The organism is Pseudomonas sp. B19(2017), from assembly GCF_002113165.1.
Classification (GTDB): domain Bacteria; phylum Pseudomonadota; class Gammaproteobacteria; order Pseudomonadales; family Pseudomonadaceae; genus Aquipseudomonas.
Genome location: NZ_NEJR01000001.1, coordinates 87,870 through 105,627, shown reverse-complemented (window position 1 = coordinate 105,627; position 17,758 = coordinate 87,870). Strand labels below are relative to the sequence as shown.

At 60.2% G+C, this 17,758-nt stretch carries 16 protein-coding genes; 7 read left to right on the top strand and 9 right to left on the bottom strand.

Going from position 1 to position 17,758, the window contains the following annotated elements:
* Positions 1-597: 597 nt before the first annotated feature.
* From mnmE to CAF70_RS26035, 6 genes are all read right to left on the bottom strand, one after another.
* Positions 598-1,968 (bottom strand): tRNA uridine-5-carboxymethylaminomethyl(34) synthesis GTPase MnmE, encoded by a 1,371-nt coding sequence (gene mnmE / locus CAF70_RS00520; protein WP_085621454.1) that lies wholly within the window; start codon positions 1,966-1,968, stop codon positions 598-600.
* An 87-nt stretch (positions 1,969-2,055) separates the two neighbouring features.
* On the bottom strand, positions 2,056-3,738 hold the full coding sequence (yidC, locus tag CAF70_RS00515) for a membrane protein insertase YidC (protein WP_085621453.1): 1,683 nt from the start codon (positions 3,736-3,738) through the stop codon (positions 2,056-2,058).
* Positions 3,739-3,740: 2 nt separating this feature from the next.
* Positions 3,741-3,986, bottom strand: a complete 246-nt coding sequence (gene yidD, locus CAF70_RS00510) for a membrane protein insertion efficiency factor YidD (protein WP_015268406.1) — start codon at positions 3,984-3,986, stop codon at positions 3,741-3,743.
* Positions 3,979-4,383 (bottom strand): ribonuclease P protein component, encoded by a 405-nt coding sequence (gene rnpA / locus CAF70_RS00505; protein WP_003253166.1) that lies wholly within the window; start codon positions 4,381-4,383, stop codon positions 3,979-3,981. The genes yidD and rnpA overlap by 8 nt, the downstream gene beginning before the upstream one ends.
* A gap of 13 nt (positions 4,384-4,396) precedes the next feature.
* Positions 4,397-4,531, bottom strand: coding sequence for a 50S ribosomal protein L34 (gene rpmH, locus CAF70_RS00500; RefSeq protein WP_003253163.1), 135 nt, complete (start codon positions 4,529-4,531; stop codon positions 4,397-4,399).
* A gap of 85 nt (positions 4,532-4,616) precedes the next feature.
* Positions 4,617-4,958, bottom strand: a complete 342-nt coding sequence (locus CAF70_RS26035) for a hypothetical protein (RefSeq protein WP_143491496.1) — start codon at positions 4,956-4,958, stop codon at positions 4,617-4,619.
* 168 nt (positions 4,959-5,126) lie between these two features.
* On the opposite strand from CAF70_RS26035, the gene dnaA reads away from it, so the two are divergent.
* The 4 genes from dnaA to gyrB are packed head-to-tail and all read left to right on the top strand — an operon-like array spanning position 5,127 to position 11,353.
* On the top strand, positions 5,127-6,665 hold the full coding sequence (gene dnaA / locus CAF70_RS00495) for a chromosomal replication initiator protein DnaA (RefSeq protein ID WP_085621452.1): 1,539 nt from the start codon (positions 5,127-5,129) through the stop codon (positions 6,663-6,665).
* Positions 6,666-6,705: 40 nt separating this feature from the next.
* Complete coding sequence (gene dnaN / locus CAF70_RS00490) at positions 6,706-7,809, top strand: DNA polymerase III subunit beta (protein ID WP_085621451.1); 1,104 nt, start codon at positions 6,706-6,708, stop codon at positions 7,807-7,809.
* 15 nt (positions 7,810-7,824) lie between these two features.
* Positions 7,825-8,928: a DNA replication/repair protein RecF gene (gene recF, locus CAF70_RS00485; RefSeq protein ID WP_085621450.1), complete on the top strand. Its 1,104-nt coding sequence runs from the start codon at positions 7,825-7,827 to the stop codon at positions 8,926-8,928.
* Between the two features lie 4 nt (positions 8,929-8,932).
* Positions 8,933-11,353, top strand: a complete 2,421-nt coding sequence (gyrB, locus tag CAF70_RS00480; RefSeq protein WP_085621449.1) for a DNA topoisomerase (ATP-hydrolyzing) subunit B — start codon at positions 8,933-8,935, stop codon at positions 11,351-11,353.
* Positions 11,354-11,511: 158 nt separating this feature from the next.
* Here the strand turns inward: gyrB and CAF70_RS00475 are convergent, their stop codons facing one another.
* Together CAF70_RS00475 and CAF70_RS00470 are read right to left on the bottom strand one after the other, a co-directional pair.
* Entirely contained in the window at positions 11,512-11,919 is a 408-nt protein-coding gene (locus CAF70_RS00475; protein WP_085621448.1) for an RcnB family protein, read from the bottom strand.
* A gap of 303 nt (positions 11,920-12,222) precedes the next feature.
* Entirely contained in the window at positions 12,223-13,515 is a 1,293-nt protein-coding gene (locus CAF70_RS00470; protein WP_085621447.1) for a sigma-54-dependent Fis family transcriptional regulator, read from the bottom strand.
* A 222-nt stretch (positions 13,516-13,737) separates the two neighbouring features.
* On the opposite strand from CAF70_RS00470, the gene CAF70_RS00465 reads away from it, so the two are divergent.
* Genes CAF70_RS00465 through CAF70_RS00455 form a run of 3 tightly spaced genes read left to right on the top strand, consistent with a single transcriptional unit; the run spans position 13,738 to position 16,745 of the window.
* Positions 13,738-14,622, top strand: coding sequence for an MBL fold metallo-hydrolase (locus tag CAF70_RS00465; RefSeq protein ID WP_085621446.1), 885 nt, complete (start codon positions 13,738-13,740; stop codon positions 14,620-14,622).
* Positions 14,623-14,661: 39 nt separating this feature from the next.
* Positions 14,662-15,930 (top strand): FAD/NAD(P)-binding oxidoreductase, encoded by a 1,269-nt coding sequence (locus CAF70_RS00460; protein ID WP_085621445.1) that lies wholly within the window; start codon positions 14,662-14,664, stop codon positions 15,928-15,930.
* A complete protein-coding gene (locus CAF70_RS00455) occupies positions 15,927-16,745 on the top strand; it encodes a sulfite exporter TauE/SafE family protein (RefSeq protein WP_085621444.1) in 819 nt (272 codons plus the stop codon). The genes CAF70_RS00460 and CAF70_RS00455 overlap by 4 nt, the downstream gene beginning before the upstream one ends.
* Here the strand turns inward: CAF70_RS00455 and CAF70_RS00450 are convergent.
* Complete coding sequence (locus CAF70_RS00450; RefSeq protein WP_085621443.1) at positions 16,734-17,621, bottom strand: LysR family transcriptional regulator; 888 nt, start codon at positions 17,619-17,621, stop codon at positions 16,734-16,736. The genes CAF70_RS00455 and CAF70_RS00450 overlap by 12 nt on opposite strands.
* Positions 17,622-17,758: the final 137 nt, after the last annotated feature.

Sequence of the window (17,758 nt, the reverse complement as noted above, 5' to 3'; positions counted from 1 at the left end):
CGAATAGAGAAGGTAAGCGGACAAGTATAGGGACTTCACCCCCTTTAAAGAAACCGTCTGAGCAAAATTTGACCAATCTGTGGATGAGTGGCAGACAACAGAAACCAAAGAAGAGAAATTTATAAAAGCTTTGTTTTTATGTTTATTCTTATGCACAGGCCTATCTGTGGATAAGGTTGTGCAGGCCTTTATCCACGCTGTATAGGGCAAAATTAAACCCTGTGGCTGGAGTGCCATGAGGGCTATGGATAACGTGATTTAGCCTGTGGATTAAATAGCTGTTTACCCACAGGCGGTTTTTTCCTCAGAAAAAAAGCCTGCTTATCAACGGAGCTGAAGGCGGGTTTTCCACAGGGCTCCCGAGCACGGATTCGAGCCTGTGAATGGAAAGAACATGGAGGTAGGCCTGGATGCGGACAAGGTGGGAGCGGGCCAAGCCCGCGAAAGCGTCGTTACAGCCACAGCGATTCAGGGCTTGTAAGGGCCTCTTCGCGGGCACGCCCGCTCCCACAGGTACCCGGTTATCTCCTGTAACGAATTACAGGCAAAAAAAAGCCGCTCCCGAAGGAGCGGCTCTTGGCCTTGCCTGGCTGTGGATTACTTGCCGATGCAGAAGCTGGAGAAGATCCTGCCCAACAGGTCGTCCGAGCTGAATGCCCCGGTAATCTCCCCCAAGGCCTGCTGCGCTTGGCGCAGGTCTTCCGCCAACAGCTCACCTGCGCCAGCCTGGGTCAGTTGTGCACGGCCGTGTTCCAGGTGCTCGCTGGCTTGGCGCAGGGCGTCCAGGTGGCGCCGGCGGGCGCTGAAACCACTCTCGGCAGTCTGTTCATAACCCATGCAGGCCTTCAGGTGGTCGCGCAGCAACTGCAGCCCTGCGTCATCCCCTTTGGCGCTGAGGGTGATCGTTACATGGCCGTCATCGCACTGTTCGAGCGCGACCCGCTCACCACTCAGGTCGGCCTTGTTGCGAATCAGCGTGACCTTGGCCGGATCAGGCCGCTGGTCGAGAAACTCTGGCCACAGGGCGAACGGGTCGCTGGCCTCGGGCGCGGTGGAGTCCACCACCAGCAACACCTGGTCAGCCTCGCCAATGGCCTTCAGTGCGCGTTCCACGCCGATCTTTTCCACGTGGTCATCGGTGTCGCGCAAACCGGCGGTATCGACCACATGCAGCGGCATGCCGTCGATGTGGATATGTTCGCGCAGGATGTCCCGCGTGGTGCCGGCGATATCGGTGACGATCGCCGCTTCGCGCCCGGCCAGCTGGTTCAACAGGCTCGACTTGCCGGCATTCGGCCGACCGGCGATGACCACGGTCATGCCGTCACGCAGCAAGGCGCCCTGCCCGGCTTCACGCTGAACGGTGGATAACTCGCCGCGCACCGCATCGAGCATTGCGAGCACGTGGCCATCGGCGAGGAAGTCGATCTCTTCCTCGGGGAAGTCGATCGCCGCCTCGACGTAGATACGCAGGGCGATCAACGCCTCGGTCAGGCTGTGCACACGCTTGGAGAACTCCCCCTGCAGCGAGCGCAGGGCATTGCGCGCGGCCTGGCTGGAACTGGCCTCGATCAGGTCGGCAATGGCTTCGGCCTGGGCCAGGTCGAGCTTGTCATTGAGGAACGCGCGCTCGCTGAACTCGCCCGGGCGAGCCAGCCTGCAACCCACTTGTACACAACGCTGCAGCAGCATATCCAGCACCACCGGGCCACCGTGGCCTTGCAGCTCGAGCACATCCTCGCCAGTGAACGAATTCGGGCCGGGGAAGAACAGCGCGATCCCTTCGTCCAGCACCAGCCCTTCCTCGTCGCGGAACGGGCCGTAATGGGCATGGCGCGGGGTAAGCGTACGGCCGGTGATCAGCTGGCCGGCCTTGGCAGCCAAAGGGCCGGACAACCTGACAATCCCCACACCGCCACGGCCTTGGGCGGTGGCGATGGCGGCGATGGTTTCACGCACAGTGTTCATGCTCGAAAGCCTCTACGACAAAAACGACAGATAGCAAAAACGCCCCACTAGGGGGCGTTTTTATTCACAGGCTAGCGCAGTAGCCTGTCAAGCAGCAGCTTTTTTGCTGGCTGCTTCGATGCTACGGGTGATGTACCACTGCTGTGCGATCGACAGGCAGTTGTTCACAACCCAGTACAGCACCAGACCCGCCGGGAACCACAGGAAGAAGAAGGTGAAGATGATCGGCATCATTTTCATCACCTTGGCCTGCATCGGATCCGGCGGCGTAGGGTTCAGGCGCTGCTGGATGAACATGGTGGCGCCCATGATGATCGGCAGGATGAAGAACGGATCCTTGATCGACAGGTCGGTAATCCACAGCATCCATGGGGCCTGGCGCATTTCCACGCTTTCCAGCAGTACCCAGTACAGGGCCAGGAACACCGGCATCTGCACCAGGATCGGCAGGCAGCCGCCCAGCGGGTTGATCTTCTCTTTCTTGTACAGCTCCATCATCGCCTGGGACATCTTCTGGCGATCGTCACCGAAGCGTTCCTTCAGTGCAGCGAGCTTCGGCGCAACGGCACGCATACGCGCCATCGAACGGTAGCTGGCAGCCGACAGCGGGAAGAACAGGCCTTTGATCAGCATGGTCAGCACGATGATCGACCAGCCCCAGTTACCCAGCAGGCTGTGGATATGTTGCAGCAGCCAGAAGATCGGTTGCGCGATGAACCACAGGAAGCCGTAGTCGACGGTCAGTTCCAGGCCTGGGGACAACTCTTTCAGCTTGGACTGGATTTTCGGGCCGGCGTACAGCATGGCACTGGTTTCGACCTTGCCGCCAGCAGGCACGCTGATGGCCGGGCCGGTGTAGCCGATGATGTAGTTGCCCTGGCTGTCCTTGCGGGTCTGAACAACGTTGTTGTCCGACTTGGCCGGAATCCAGGCGGTCACGAAGTAGTGCTGCAGCCAGGCAACCCAGCCGCCGGACACATTTTCTTTCAAACTACCTTTGTCGATGTCCTTCATCGAGACCTTTTTGTAAGGCTCGGAAGCTGTCCACAGGGCGGCGCCCAGGTAGGTAGCGGTGCCGGTGGCGGTGCTCGACGACGGATCGGAGCTGGCGTCACGCTTGAGCTGGGCAAACATGTTGCCGCTCCAGGCCTGGCCGCTCTGGTTGTCGATCAGGTAGCTAACGGTCAGGTCGTACTCACCGCGCTTGAAGCTGAAGCGCTTGATGTAGTTGACGCCGTTGTCGCTGAACTTCAGGTCGACTACCAGTTGCTGCTGGCCATCGGCCAACTGGTAACCCTTCTTGTCGGCAGCGTACAGCGGGCGACCGGCAGGTCGGGCATCCGGACCGTTGGTGCCGGTCAGGCCGCTTTGCGCCAGGTAGACACGCTCGCCACCGTTGTCGAACAGCTGGAACGGAATGTCCGGGTGATCCTGGCGACGCGGATACTGCGGCAGGTTCAGCTGGACGATGTCACCACCGACCGGATCGATAGCCAGCTCCAGGACATCGGTCTTGACCCGGATCAGGTCCTTGCTGACCGCGACCGGCGCCAGTTCGGCTGCGCTGGTTTCGGCGTTGGCGCTTGGTACATCGGCGCTGGCGCCGGCATTACCGGCCGGTACGCCATCCGGCAAGCCCGGGGCAACAGTGCTGGAAGCAGTATTCTGAGTCGGCAGGGCAGCCTGGCCGTAGTCCTGGTTCCACTTGAGGACCATGACGTAGGACACGATTGCCAGGGCGACGATCAGGATCGTGCGTTTAATATCCATGATTACTCGGCTATCGAAGAAGTTCGGGAGGAAGGAGCGGGAGGAACGGGATCGAAACCGCCGTCATTCCACGGATGACAACGCCCCAGGCGACGAACGGCTAGCCACCCACCACGCCAGAGGCCGTGGTTTTCAATGGCTTCATAAGCGTAACAGGAGCAACTGGGGAAGAAACGACAGTGGTTGGCCATCAGAGGACTAATGGCATAACGGTAAAACTGGATCGGAACGAGCGCCAGTTTACGCATCTTGGCTGTCTACCCCTGCGGAATTGGCGGTCACTGCTGGAGTTGGCCGGCTGCGCGCCAGGCGTTTCCAGAGTTTGCCAAAGTGTTGGTGCAATTCCGGGTTTTCTATCTCACCCAATCCCTTGCGCGCGACGATCACAATGTCCAACCCGGCAAGCAACTGCTGGTTCAGACGGAAGGAATCGCGCATCAAGCGCTTGAGGCGGTTGCGTTGAACGGCGAGCTTGACGCTCTTCTTGCCGATCACCAGGCCAAGGCGTGGGTGATCGAGGCCGTTCTCGCGAGCAAGGATCAGCAGGTTTTTCCCTGGAACCTTGCCGGTTGGGGAGTCGAAGACCGCTTTGAAATGCCGGGGTGTAAGCAGTCGCTTTTCCCGACTGAAGTCCTGACTCACCACCTGTGCCGAAAAATCAAATGGCCAGACGCTTACGGCCTTTGGCACGACGACGCGACAGAACAGCGCGGCCGTTCTTGGTAGCCATACGGGCACGGAAGCCGTGGGTGCGCGCGCGCTTGATGGTGCTTGGTTGGAAAGTACGTTTCATGGCGTATTACCTGGTTTGTCGACGACGGGCCGGGATGGCCCCCTTTTTAAGAGACCGGCGATTCTAGAGAAAGCAAGCCCGTAGGTCAATTTCCAACCAGTCTTTCCATATAGAGCACGTGATGGACGGTGCGTGCTTGTCCTTCACCAAGGGGTGCTTGATCGGACACACGAATCGGGGACAACATGAAAAAAAAGAAGAGACATATAAAAAGCTTTTCTGAAGAATCTATAACTCTTAGGTGGATAAACGTCTGTGGATAACCTACCAAAGGCCAGAAAACACGGGCTGTACAGAGTTTCATAACTGTGTTCCAAACCGGTGCTGCGCTTGTTTTCTTCGTGGTTAAAAGCTGTGGATTAAATTGTCCATTATCCACAGCTGAGTTATCAACAGGCTTGACCTCAAGGTTGTGCATAGCGCTCATGGTCGCTTATCCACAGGTCTTATTCACAGCGCCACGAAGCTGTTTCGGTCGATAAATGGCTGTTTTGTCATGGTTCCTGGTGTGTCCACATGTGGATAACTGAACGCTCGACCGGTACAATGGCGGTTTGTTTTTGCCTCATCCGGCTTTCAAACTCAGGGGATATCCGTGTCAGTGGAACTTTGGCAGCAGTGCGTGGAGCTTCTGCGCGATGAACTGCCTGCCCAGCAATTCAACACCTGGATCCGTCCGCTACAGGTCGAAGCCGAAGGCGACGAGTTGCGCGTCTATGCGCCTAACCGTTTCGTTCTCGATTGGGTCAATGAAAAGTACCTGGGTCGTTTGCTCGAACTGTTGGGCGAAAACGGCAGCGGCATTGCGCCTGCCCTTTCCTTGTTGATCGGCAGCCGTCGCAGCTCGGCTCCACGTGCCGCGCCCAACGCGCCAGTGAGTGCCGCCGTGGCCGCTTCGCTGGCGCATACCCAGGCGCAGAGCCAGACATTGAAGGCAGTGCCGGCAGCTGTCGAACCGGTCGCCGTGGCCGCCGCCGAGCCTGTGCTTGTCGATGAACTGGCCGAGCCATCCTCGCGTGACAGCTTCGATGCCATGGCCGAGCCGGCTTCGGCGCCGGCGGGCGGTGCCCGGACAGAACAGCGCACCGTACAGGTTGAAGGTGCGCTCAAGCACACCAGCTACCTGAACCGTACTTTTACCTTTGACACCTTCGTCGAAGGTAAGTCGAACCAGCTGGCACGTGCGGCTGCGTGGCAGGTCGCCGACAACCCCAAGCATGGCTACAACCCGCTCTTCCTTTATGGTGGTGTGGGCCTGGGTAAAACCCACCTTATGCATGCTGTGGGTAACCATTTGCTGAAGAAGAACCCGAACGCCAAGGTCGTGTACCTGCACTCGGAGCGCTTCGTCGCGGACATGGTCAAGGCGCTGCAGCTAAACGCCATCAACGAATTCAAGCGTTTCTACCGCTCGGTGGATGCGTTGCTGATCGACGATATCCAGTTCTTCGCCCGTAAAGAGCGCTCGCAGGAAGAGTTTTTCCACACCTTCAACGCCTTGCTCGAAGGCGGCCAGCAGGTAATCCTTACCTCTGACCGCTACCCCAAGGAGATCGAAGGGCTGGAAGAGCGCCTGAAGTCACGCTTTGGTTGGGGTCTGACAGTGGCCGTCGAGCCACCGGAGCTTGAAACGCGGGTGGCTATCCTGATGAAGAAAGCCGACCAGGCCAAGGTCGAGCTGCCGCATGATGCAGCCTTCTTCATTGCCCAGCGTATCCGTTCCAACGTCCGCGAACTGGAAGGCGCATTGAAGCGGGTGATTGCTCACTCGCACTTCATGGGCCGCGACATCACCATCGAGCTGATCCGTGAGTCGCTCAAGGACCTGCTGGCGCTGCAGGACAAGCTGGTCAGTGTGGATAACATTCAACGCACTGTCGCCGAGTACTACAAGATCAAGATCTCCGATCTGTTGTCCAAGCGTCGTTCACGTTCTGTGGCGCGTCCACGTCAGGTGGCCATGGCCCTGTCCAAGGAGCTGACCAACCACAGTCTGCCGGAAATCGGCGACATGTTCGGTGGTCGCGACCATACGACCGTGCTGCACGCCTGCCGCAAGATCAACGAATTGAAGGAATCCGACGCGGACATCCGCGAGGACTACAAGAACCTGCTGCGGACGCTGACGACCTGATGGCCGTCTGCGCAGCTAATTGAAGGCAAGGGACTAGACCATGCATTTCACCATTCAACGCGAAGCCCTGTTGAAACCCCTGCAACTGGTCGCCGGTGTCGTCGAGCGCCGTCAGACCTTGCCGGTCCTGTCCAACGTATTGCTGGTGGTGCAAGGCCAGCAACTGTCGTTGACTGGTACCGACCTGGAAGTCGAACTGGTAGGCCGCGTGCAACTGGAAGAGCCGGCCGAGCCTGGCGAAATCACCGTCCCGGCGCGCAAGCTGATGGACATTTGCAAGAGCCTGCCGAACGATGCCCTGATCGATATCAAGGTCGACGAGCAGAAACTGTTGGTCAAGGCCGGCCGTAGCCGTTTCACCCTGTCGACCCTGCCGGCCAATGACTTCCCGACCGTGGAAGAAGGCCCGGGCTCGCTGACCTGCAACCTGGAACAGAGCAAGCTGCGTCGCTTGATCGAGCGCACCGGTTTCGCCATGGCCCAGCAGGATGTGCGCTACTACCTCAACGGTATGCTGCTGGAGGTTTCCCGCAACACGCTGCGTGCGGTGTCCACTGACGGCCACCGCTTGGCGCTGTGCTCCATGAGCGCGCCGATCGAGCAGGATGATCGCCATCAGGTCATCGTGCCACGCAAAGGTATCCTTGAACTGGCGCGCCTGCTTACTGACCCGGAAGGCATGGTGAGCATCGTTTTGGGCCAGCATCACATCCGCGCCACCACGGGTGAATTCACCTTCACCTCCAAACTGGTGGACGGCAAGTTCCCGGACTACGAGCGCGTACTGCCCAAGGGCGGTGACAAGCTGGTGGTCGGCGACCGCCAGGCGCTGCGTGAAGCCTTTAGCCGTACTGCGATTCTTTCCAACGAAAAGTACCGTGGTATCCGCCTGCAACTGGCTGCTGGCCAACTGAAGATTCAGGCCAACAACCCCGAGCAGGAAGAAGCTGAAGAAGAAATCAGCGTAGACTACGATGGTAGCTCGCTGGAGATCGGCTTCAACGTCAGTTACCTGCTGGACGTGCTGGGCGTGATGACTACCGAGCAAGTTCGTCTGATCCTGTCGGATTCCAACAGCAGTGCCCTGCTGCAGGAAGCAGGTAACGACGATTCTTCCTACGTTGTCATGCCGATGCGTCTGTAACCCGTAGCAGGCGAAATGTCCCTTCGACGTATCATGGTCACCGCGGTGCGCAACTTGCACCCGGTGACACTCTCACCCTCCCCCCGCATCAACATCCTTTACGGCGCCAACGGCAGCGGCAAGACCAGTGTGCTCGAAGCCGTGCACCTGCTCGGGCTAGCGCGTTCATTCCGCAGCACCCGCCTGAACCCGGTTATCCAGTACGAACAGCCCGCCTGTACCGTATTTGGCGAAGTGCAATTGGCCGAGGGTGGCAGCAGCAACCTGGGTGTATCCCGGGAGCGACAAGGGGAGTTCACTATTCGCATCGATGGGCAGAATGCGCGTAGTGCCGCGCAGCTGGCAGAGTTACTGCCACTGCAGCTCATCAACCCAGACAGTTTCCGCCTGTTGGAAGGTGCCCCGAAAATACGCCGCCAGTTCCTGGATTGGGGAGTGTTCCACGTGGAACCTCGTTTCCTGCCGGCCTGGCAACGGCTGCAGAAGGCACTGCGGCAGCGGAACTCATGGTTGCGACATGGTACACTTGACCCAGCTTCGCAAGCCGCTTGGGACCGGGAATTGTGCCTGGCCAGCGCGGAAATAGATGAATACCGTCGCAACTACATCAAGGCCTTGAAGCCCGTCTTCGAGCGAACCCTGAGCGAACTGGTCGAGCTGGACGGGTTGACCCTGAGCTACTACCGAGGCTGGGACAAGGACCGGGAACTGCAAGAAGTACTCGCCTCCTCTCTCCTTCGCGATCAGCAGATGGGCCACACCCAGGCCGGTCCGCAGCGTGCTGATCTACGTCTTCGTCTGGCTGCCAACAATGCAGCCGACATCCTGTCGCGTGGTCAGCAAAAGCTGGTGGTGTGCGCTTTGCGCATTGCCCAAGGCCACCTCGTTAGCCAGGTTCGCCGCGGTCACTGTATTTATCTCGTGGATGACTTGCCGTCCGAACTGGACGACCAGCATCGCCGCGCGCTATGCCGCTTGCTTGAAGAATTACGCTGCCAGGTGTTCATCACCTGTGTAGATCACGAATTACTGAGGGAAGGCTGGCAGACGGAAACGCCAGTTGCTTTGTTCCACGTGGAACAAGGCCGTATCACCCAGACCCACGACCATCGGGAGTGAATGCATGAGCGAAAATCAAACGTACGACTCCTCCAGCATCAAGGTGCTGAAAGGTTTGGATGCCGTGCGCAAGCGCCCCGGCATGTACATTGGCGACACCGATGATGGCAGCGGCCTGCACCACATGGTCTTCGAGGTGGTCGACAACTCGATCGACGAAGCCCTCGCCGGTCACTGCGATGACATCACCGTCATCATCCACCCGGACGAATCCATCAGTGTGCGCGACAACGGTCGCGGCATTCCGGTCGACGTGCATAAAGAAGAAGGCGTTTCCGCAGCCGAGGTCATCATGACCGTGCTGCACGCTGGCGGTAAGTTCGACGATAACTCCTACAAGGTATCCGGTGGTCTGCACGGTGTAGGTGTTTCTGTTGTGAATGCCCTGTCCGAGAAACTGGTACTGACCGTTCGCCGTAGCGGCAAAATCTGGGAACAGACCTACGTTCACGGTGTTCCACAGGCGCCGATGGCGGTTGTCGGTGACAGCGAAACCACCGGTACCCACATCCACTTCAAGCCATCGGCTGAAACCTTCAAGAACATTCACTTCAGCTGGGACATCCTGGCCAAGCGTATCCGCGAGCTGTCGTTCCTGAACTCGGGCGTTGGCATCCTGCTGAAGGATGAACGCAGCGGCAAAGAAGAGTTCTTCAAGTACGAAGGCGGCCTGCGTGCGTTCGTCGAATACCTGAACACCAACAAGACTCCGGTCAACTCCCAGGTGTTCCACTTCAACGTCCAGCGTGACGATGGCGTGGGTGTTGAAGTCGCCCTGCAATGGAACGACAGCTTCAACGAAAACCTGCTGTGCTTTACCAACAACATTCCACAGCGCGACGGCGGTACTCACCTGGTGGGCTTCCGTTCCTCGTTGACCCGTAGCCTGAACAGCTACATCGAGCAGGAAGGCCTGGCCAAGAAAAACAAGGTGGCGACCACCGGCGACGACGCCCGTGAAGGCCTGACCGCGATCATCTCGGTGAAGGTACCGGACCCTAAGTTCAGCTCGCAGACCAAGGACAAGCTGGTCTCCTCGGAGGTGAAAACCGCCGTGGAACAGGAGATGAACAAGTACTTCGCCGACTTCCTGCTGGAAAACCCGAACGAGGCCAAGGCCGTCGTTGGCAAGATGATCGACGCGGCCCGTGCCCGTGAAGCGGCACGTAAAGCCCGTGAGATGACTCGCCGTAAAGGCGCGCTGGATATTGCCGGCCTGCCAGGAAAACTGGCGGACTGCCAGGAAAAGGACCCTGCCCTTTCCGAACTGTACCTGGTGGAGGGTGACTCCGCGGGTGGCTCGGCGAAGCAAGGTCGCAACCGTCGTACCCAGGCGATCCTGCCGTTGAAGGGTAAAATCCTCAACGTCGAGAAAGCGCGCTTCGACAAGATGATCTCGTCCCAGGAAGTGGGCACGCTGATCACCGCACTGGGCTGCGGTATCGGGCGCGAAGAGTACAACATCGACAAGCTGCGTTATCACAACATCATCATCATGACCGATGCTGACGTTGACGGTTCGCACATCCGTACCCTGCTGCTGACCTTCTTCTTCCGTCAGCTGCCGGAGCTGGTAGAGCGCGGCTACATCTACATTGCCCAGCCACCGCTGTACAAGGTGAAGAAAGGCAAACAGGAGCAGTACATCAAGGACGACGAGGCCATGGAAGAGTACATGACCCAGTCGGCCCTGGAAGATGCCAGCCTGCACCTGGACGAGTCGGCACCAGCTGTTTCCGGTGTGCAGCTGGAAGCGCTGGTGAATGAATTCCGCAGTGTCATGAAGACCCTCAAGCGCCTGTCGCGCTTGTATCCGGAAGAACTGACCGAGCACTTCATCTACCTGCCGGAGGTGACCCTGGAGCAATTGGGTGACCATGCTGTGATGCAAGCCTGGCTGGCCCAGTTCCAGGAGCGTCTGAACAGCAGCCAGAAGTCCGGCCTGGTTTACAAAGCCAGCCTGCGCGAAGACAAAGAGCGCAACGTATGGTTGCCAGAAGTGGAAGTTACCTCCCACGGTCTGGCCAGCTACGTCACCTTCAACCGGGACTTCTTCGGCAGCAATGACTACCGTACCGTAGTCAACATTGGCGCCAAGCTGTCCAGCTTGTTGGGTGAAGGTGCTTACGTGCAGCGCGGTGAGCGCCGCAAGGCAATTGTCGAGTTCAAGGAAGGCCTGGATTGGCTGATGAACGAAACCACCAAGCGCCATACTATCCAGCGATACAAAGGGCTGGGCGAGATGAACCCTGAGCAGCTGTGGGAAACCACCATGGACCCGACCGTCCGCCGTATGCTCAAGGTCACCATCGAGGATGCGATCGCTGCTGACCAGATCTTCAACACCCTGATGGGTGATGCAGTCGAGCCGCGTCGCGACTTTATCGAAAGCAACGCACTGTCGGTGTCTAACCTGGACTTCTGATCAGGTGTAGGTTCACAGAGAAGCTGCAAATAGATGACCGGTCGGAACCTCAGTTCGCTTCTCACCGGTCACCACCAAAAGCCCGCTTACGCGGGCTTTTTTTGCCTCAAATTTCCTGTGCCCCACTGACAGATCAACGTTCCACGTGGAACAGGTTTTCAGTAACCGCTGAGAATGTTGACGATCACACCACTGGCAATAGCCACCAGCACATAGTCCCCGTTCACATACAACCAGCGGTGATCATGCGGTGGCGCATACAGGTGGCGTGCTTTCCAGTCGGTCACCCAGTAGCGGTCGCCACGGTAATGAGGGTCAACCACATGGCCACGTTGCCACTGTTGATGAGGGACCGGCATGCCCTGCTGTGGGCGGAAGTTCGGGTCACGGTAAGCGGGACCGCGGCCATTGTCATGTCGGCCTTTTTGTTGCGGCTGACCATGGGGCGAGTTGCCTTGGTGCGATGGGCCGCCATCATGCCGATCAGGTGGACCCGGCTGCGCGAAGCTGGCCAAGGGGACGCTGAGCATGAGCGCGGCGCAGATCACGGTTAGGTTTTTTTTCATTTGATGCGGTCCTCTGCATGTTAACGCCTGGCGGGAGCTGACAGGTTGCCAGGTTCGGTTAACTGATCAGACCACAATCCTTCCCGCTTAATGTCAGGACAGAGGTAAAGGTCCGGTAAAGGTCTGTGAAGCGCCATCCCTGTGGGAGCGGGTTTACCCGCGAACACCGGCGAAGCCGGTGCATCCACCGCGTCGAATGCTTCGCGGGTAAACCCGCTCCCACAGGTGTGGCGCTGTATTCGGGTCCTGTGACGTACCTGTGGGAGCCGGCTTGCCGGCGATAGGGCCGGTGCAGCCAACGCGTCAATTCAGGCCAAGCTCCTTCAACCGGCGATATAGCGTGCGCTCACTCAGACCAAGGTGACGGGCCAGTTCGCTGCGCGAGCCCTTGAAGTGTTCCAGTGCCTGCGCCAGCTCACCCAGGTGATTGCGCCTGCCACCTGCCGTGATCGCCCCCGCCGGCCCGATATCCTCCGGCAAATGCTCCGGCCGGATCAGCCCGTCATCGGCAAACAGTCGCGCCCTTTCCAGCATGTTGCGCAGCTCGCGAATGTTGCCTGGGAACGGATGCAGCCCAAGCTGTTGCAAAGCTTCATCGCTCAGCCTGGGCGTCGGCTTGCCTGCCATGCGCTGCAACAGGCTCTGTGCCAGCAGGGGTAAATCCTCGACCCGTTCGCGCAATGCGGGCAGGCGGATCGGGAAGCCGCTGATGCGGTAATACAGGTCTTCGCGGAAGGTCCCATCCGCCACCATCTGCCGGAGGGGTTTGTGCGTCGCCGAAACCAGGCGAAAATCGGAATGCACCGTGCGCAGGCTACCCACCGGGCGGAAGCTGCCGGACTCGATCAGGCGCAGCAGCTTCACCTGCATCGCCAGCGGTACTTCACCAATTTCATCGAGGAACAGGGTGCCGCCATGCGCTGCTTCGGCGAGGCCGATCTTGCGCTGGTTGGCACCGGTGAACGCGCCCTTCTCGTAGCCGAACAACTCGCTCTCGAACAACGACTCGGTCAGGCCGGTACAGTCGACTACCACCAATGGGCCGTTGGCCCTGGGGCTGCCCATGTGCACCGCGCGAGCGAACAGTTCCTTGCCGGTACCCGACTCACCCTGCAGCAGCACCGGGATCTGCGCCGGCGCGGCACGCTGCAGGCTGGCCAGAGCCGCTTTAAACGCTGGCGCTCGCCCGACCAGCCCGTGTTCCTGGGGCTGCGCCGACGCCAGGGTGATGCTGGTCAGGCGTTCGACAAAGGCCACCACCCTGCCCTGTTCATCCAGGATCGGCCGCAACTCGACATCCACATGCTCGGGGCCGCGTGGCGTGTGATGAATGTGCAACACCCGCTCTGGCACCTTGCTGTGCCACGCCTTGCGCATCGGGCAATGCTCGCCGGCCTGGTCGCAAGGCACGGCATAGTGGTGCGAGACCTTGTGGCATTTTTCGCCCAGCGGCGCCTGCTCATGCCGGCCGAACTGGCGGCGATAGGCAGCATTGGCGGCCAGGATGTTGTACTCGGTATCCAGCACGATGGTTGGCAGGGCATCGTGCTCAAGATAGGAAACCAGGGCTAGGATGAGGGGATGGGCTTCAGGCATGACGGCACCGACTGGATGAGCGACGGAGAGTAGCAAGGACTGCCAAACACTGCCATTGGCTGACAGTCGACTGCCATCTGCGCTGCCACGGTCGTCGGCAGTTGCCAGCAAAGGACCGGTTTCATTGGCCCAAGCGCAGGAAAATGCCTGGCATGCATCTTGATAAACCTCCTGGCACTGCCTTCGCCTGTACAAGGCTGGGCGGATAAATTGGAGAACGCGATGATCATCGGCAACAACCTGCACGTGGACGCTTTTTACGACAAGGCGACCTCGACCATCAGCTACCTGGTCATGGACGGCGTAACGCGCAAGTGTGCGTTGATTGACAGTGTCCTCGACTATGACCCCAAGTCGGGGCGCACCTGCACTGCTTCTGCGGACCAGTTGATTGCCCGGGTGAAGGAGCTGCGAGCTGAGGTGCAGTGGGTGCTGGAAACCCATGTGCATGCCGATCACCTTTCGGCGGCGGCCTATTTGAAGGAAAAGCTCGGCGGCCACACCGCCATCGGCGCGTACATCACCCAGGTACAGAAAGTATTCGGTGCCTTGTTCAATGCCGAGCCTGGCTTCGCCCGCGATGGCAGCCAGTTCGATGTGCTGTTCGAAGATGAGGAAGGTTTCCGCATCGGCAACCTGCATGCCCGCGCGCTGCATACCCCGGGGCACACACCTGCGTGCATGAGCTTCATGATCGAGGACGCAGGCGAGACCGCGGTGTTCGTCGGTGACACCTTGTTCATGCCCGACTATGGTACCGCCCGCTGCGATTTCCCGGGGGCCGATGCCCGCACCCTGTACCGCTCGATCCGTCGCCTGCTGGCCTTTCCCGACCAGACCCGGCTGTTCATGTGCCATGACTACCTTCCAGGTGGCCGCGACATGCAGTACGTCACCACCGTGGCCGAGCAGCGCGCCAGCAATATTCATATCCACCAGGGCATCGACGAGGACAGCTTCGTCGCCATGCGTGAAGCCCGCGACAAGACGCTCGACATGCCCGTGCTGATCCTGCCATCGGTGCAGGTGAACATGCGCAGCGGCCAGTTCCCCGCGCCGGAAGAAAACGGTGTGAGCTACCTGAAGATCCCGCTGAACAAGCTGTAACCGCCCTGCCCCATAACCAGATTTCCAGGATTTACCGCCATGCCTGCCTTGTTGTCCCCTACCTATAACGACCACCACAAAGTGGTCATCGTCGGTGCCGGTGCCGCCGGTATCGCCACTGCTTCCAGCCTGATCAGCCGTGACCCGTCGCTGGACGTGACCCTGATCGACCCCGCCGAGGTGCATTACTATCAGCCCGGCTGGACCATGGTCGGTGCCGGTGTGTTCAAGGCGCAGAGCACTGCCCGCACCATGGCCTCGACCATCCCGCGCGGTGTGCGCTGGATCAAGGCACGTGTGCAGGGGTTCGACCCGCTGGGCCAGCTGGTCCTCCTCGAAGGCGGCCACGCCATCAGTTATGAACAGTTGGTGGTGTGCCCCGGCCTCAAGCTGGATTGGGCGGCCATCGATGGGCTCAGCGAGACCCTGGGCCACAACGGCGTCACCTCCAATTACCGCTACGATCTGGCGCCCTACACCTGGGAGCTGGTGCAGAAGCTCAGGCAAGGCCGCGCCCTGTTCTGCCAGCCGCCGATGCCGATCAAGTGCGCGGGCGCGCCGCAAAAGGCGCTGTACCTGTCATGTGACCACTGGCTGCGCAATGGTCATCTGGGGGCGGTGAAGGCCAGCTTCTTCAACGCCGGTGCGGTATTGTTCGGGGTGGCGGATTACGTGCCCGCGCTGATGAAGTACATCGACAAGTACGGCGTGGACCTGAATTTTTCCCACCGCCTGGTCGCCGTGGACGGCCCGAACAAGCGCGCCACCTTCGTGCGCACCTTGGCCGATGGCAGCAGCGAAACCCTTATCGAGGCCTTCGACATGCTGCACGTGGTACCGCCGCAGGTGGCACCGGACTTCATTCGTGAAAGCCCGCTGGCCGACAACGCCGGCTGGGTCGATGTTGATCCGCACACCCTGCGTCATCGCCACTTCACCAATGTGCATGCCCTGGGGGACGTGGCCAATACCAGCAATGCCAAGACTGCCGCGGCTGCCCGCAAGCAGGCTCCGGTCGTGGCCAACAACGTGCTGGTGGCCCTTGGCAGGCTACCTGCCTTGGCCCGGTACGATGGTTATGGCTCGTGCCCGCTCACCGTCGAGCGCGGCAAGATCGTGCTGGCCGAGTTCACTTATGGCGGCAAGCTGGCACCGAGTTTCCCAAACTGGTTACTGGATGGCCGCCAACCTACACGCCTGGCGTGGTTGCTCAAGGCACGGGTGCTGCCGCCCTTGTACTGGAAAGGCATGCTCAAGGGCCGGGAGTGGCTGGCACGCCCGCAGTTGGTAGCCGAGGGTGGGCAGTGATCGAACATCAACTACTGGGAGCGGGCCTGGGCGCGATCATCGGTGCCGTGCTGGCCTTGACCGGTGCCGGCGGTGGCATTCTCGCAGTGCCTTTACTGGTGTTCGGCCTGGGTTTGTCGATGGTCGAGGCTGCACCGGTCGGCCTGCTGGCCGTAGGCATGGCGGCGGCAGTGGGTGCCGTGCTGGGGTTGCGTCAGGGCCTGGTGCGCTACCGGGCGGCGTTGTTCATCGCGGTGATCGGTGTGGTAGCGGCTCCGTTCGGGCTGATGCTGGCCCACCGCTTGCCTGACACGCCACTGCAGTTGGTGTTCGCCGGCGTGTTGGTGTACGCCTGCCTGCGCATCTGGCGCAAGGCGGCCAAGGAACTGCGCGGCGAAGCCAATGACGCCCACCGCTATATCGAACCCTGCGTGCTGAACCCGTTGCAGGGCCGTTTGCGCTGGACCCTGCCCTGCGCCCGCGCTCTGGCGTTTACCGGCGCACTGTCCGGGCTGCTGTCCGGCCTGCTCGGCGTAGGCGGTGGCTTTGTCATCATCCCGGCCCTTAACCGCTATACCAACTTGCGCATGGCCAGCATCGTCTCCACCTCGCTGGCGGTGATTGCATTGGTGTCTACCGGCAGTGTGGTCAGCGCCAGCCTGGCAGGGGTGATGCACTGGCAGGTTGGCACCCCGTTCGCTGGCGGCGCGGTGCTCGGCCTGCTGCTGGCGCGGCCCTTGGCCGCCAGGCTGGCCGGGCCGCGCTTGCAGCAGATGTTTGCCGTGGCCGGTTGGGCTGCGGCCCTGTTGCTGGCCGGCAAGGCGTTACTCGGCTAGCAACTCGCTTTGTTCTGCAGCGCACAGCGCCAGCAGGTAGTCCCACACTACTCGCAGGCGCACTGACTTGTGCAGTTCGCGGCGGGTGCAGATCCAGTAGCTGCGCTGGATGGTTTCACCAGGCAGTACACGCACCAGTGTCGGGTCGTGGCGGGCCATGTAATTGGGCAGCACGGCGATGCCCAGCCCGGCACGAGCGGCGGTTTGCTGGGCGATTACGCTGGTGCTGCGAAACACTACGTTGGGTGCCCGGCAGAAGCTGTTGAGAAACAGCAGTTCCTGGCTGAACAGCAAGTCGTCCACGTAGCCGATCCAGTTATGCCGGGCCAGGTCCTCGCGGTTTCGTAGCGGGGGCGCGCGATCCAGGTAGGCCTGGCTGGCATACAAGGCCAGGCGATAGTCGGTGAGCTTGCGGGTGATCAGCAGGTCTGCGTTGGGCCGTTCCAGGTGGATGCTGATCTCCGCCTCGCGGTTGAGGATGCTGACGAAGCGCGGCACCGCCACCAGCTCCACCTCCAGGCCGGGGTAGCGGTCGAACAGCGCATTCATGCGCGGGGTGAAGAACATGATGCCGATGCCTTCGGTCACCCCCAGGCGAATCTTGCCCAGTGGCGTGATGGCCTGGGTGATTTCTTCCTGTGCCAGCAGGGCAACGTTTTCCATGGCTTCGGCGTGCTTGAGCAGAGCTTGGCCCGAGGGGGTCAGTTCATAGCCCTGGGCATGCTGCACGAACAGCGCGGTACCCAGGCTTTGTTCGATGCTCTCGATGTGCCGGGCCACGGTGCTGTGGGTGGTGTTGAGGCGCTTGGCGGCGGTAAGCAAACGGCCGCTGCGCTGCAACTCGAGGAAAAACCGCAGATCGTTCCAGTCGAACATGCTGATCCTTTTTGGCAGTTCGTTCCGGCCTCTTCGCGGGCACGCCCGCTCCCACAGGGATCGCGTTACCTTGTGGGAGCGGGCGTGCCCGCGAAGAGGCCAGTACAGACTTACCACTGTGCTAAAACGCACAGCGG

Excerpts from the sequence above, each read along its gene's own strand:
- rpmH (WP_003253163.1), bottom strand. The coding sequence starts at position 4,531 with ATGAAACGTACTTTCCAACCAAGCACCATCAAGCGCGCGCGCACCCAC.
- CAF70_RS00475 (WP_085621448.1), bottom strand. The coding sequence starts at position 11,919 with ATGAAAAAAAACCTAACCGTGATCTGCGCCGCGCTCATGCTCAGCGTC.
- gyrB (WP_085621449.1), top strand. The coding sequence starts at position 8,933 with ATGAGCGAAAATCAAACGTACGACTCCTCCAGCATCAAGGTGCTGAAA.
- CAF70_RS00470 (WP_085621447.1), bottom strand. The coding sequence starts at position 13,515 with ATGCCTGAAGCCCATCCCCTCATCCTAGCCCTGGTTTCCTATCTTGAG.
- dnaN (WP_085621451.1), top strand. The coding sequence starts at position 6,706 with ATGCATTTCACCATTCAACGCGAAGCCCTGTTGAAACCCCTGCAACTG.
- CAF70_RS00450 (WP_085621443.1), bottom strand. The coding sequence starts at position 17,621 with ATGTTCGACTGGAACGATCTGCGGTTTTTCCTCGAGTTGCAGCGCAGC.
- CAF70_RS00465 (WP_085621446.1), top strand. The coding sequence starts at position 13,738 with ATGATCATCGGCAACAACCTGCACGTGGACGCTTTTTACGACAAGGCG.
- recF (WP_085621450.1), top strand. The coding sequence starts at position 7,825 with ATGTCCCTTCGACGTATCATGGTCACCGCGGTGCGCAACTTGCACCCG.
- mnmE (WP_085621454.1), bottom strand. The coding sequence starts at position 1,968 with ATGAACACTGTGCGTGAAACCATCGCCGCCATCGCCACCGCCCAAGGC.
- yidC (WP_085621453.1), bottom strand. The coding sequence starts at position 3,738 with ATGGATATTAAACGCACGATCCTGATCGTCGCCCTGGCAATCGTGTCC.
- CAF70_RS00460 (WP_085621445.1), top strand. The coding sequence starts at position 14,662 with ATGCCTGCCTTGTTGTCCCCTACCTATAACGACCACCACAAAGTGGTC.
- yidD (WP_015268406.1), bottom strand. The coding sequence starts at position 3,986 with ATGCGTAAACTGGCGCTCGTTCCGATCCAGTTTTACCGTTATGCCATT.
- CAF70_RS26035 (WP_143491496.1), bottom strand. The coding sequence starts at position 4,958 with ATGAGCGCTATGCACAACCTTGAGGTCAAGCCTGTTGATAACTCAGCT.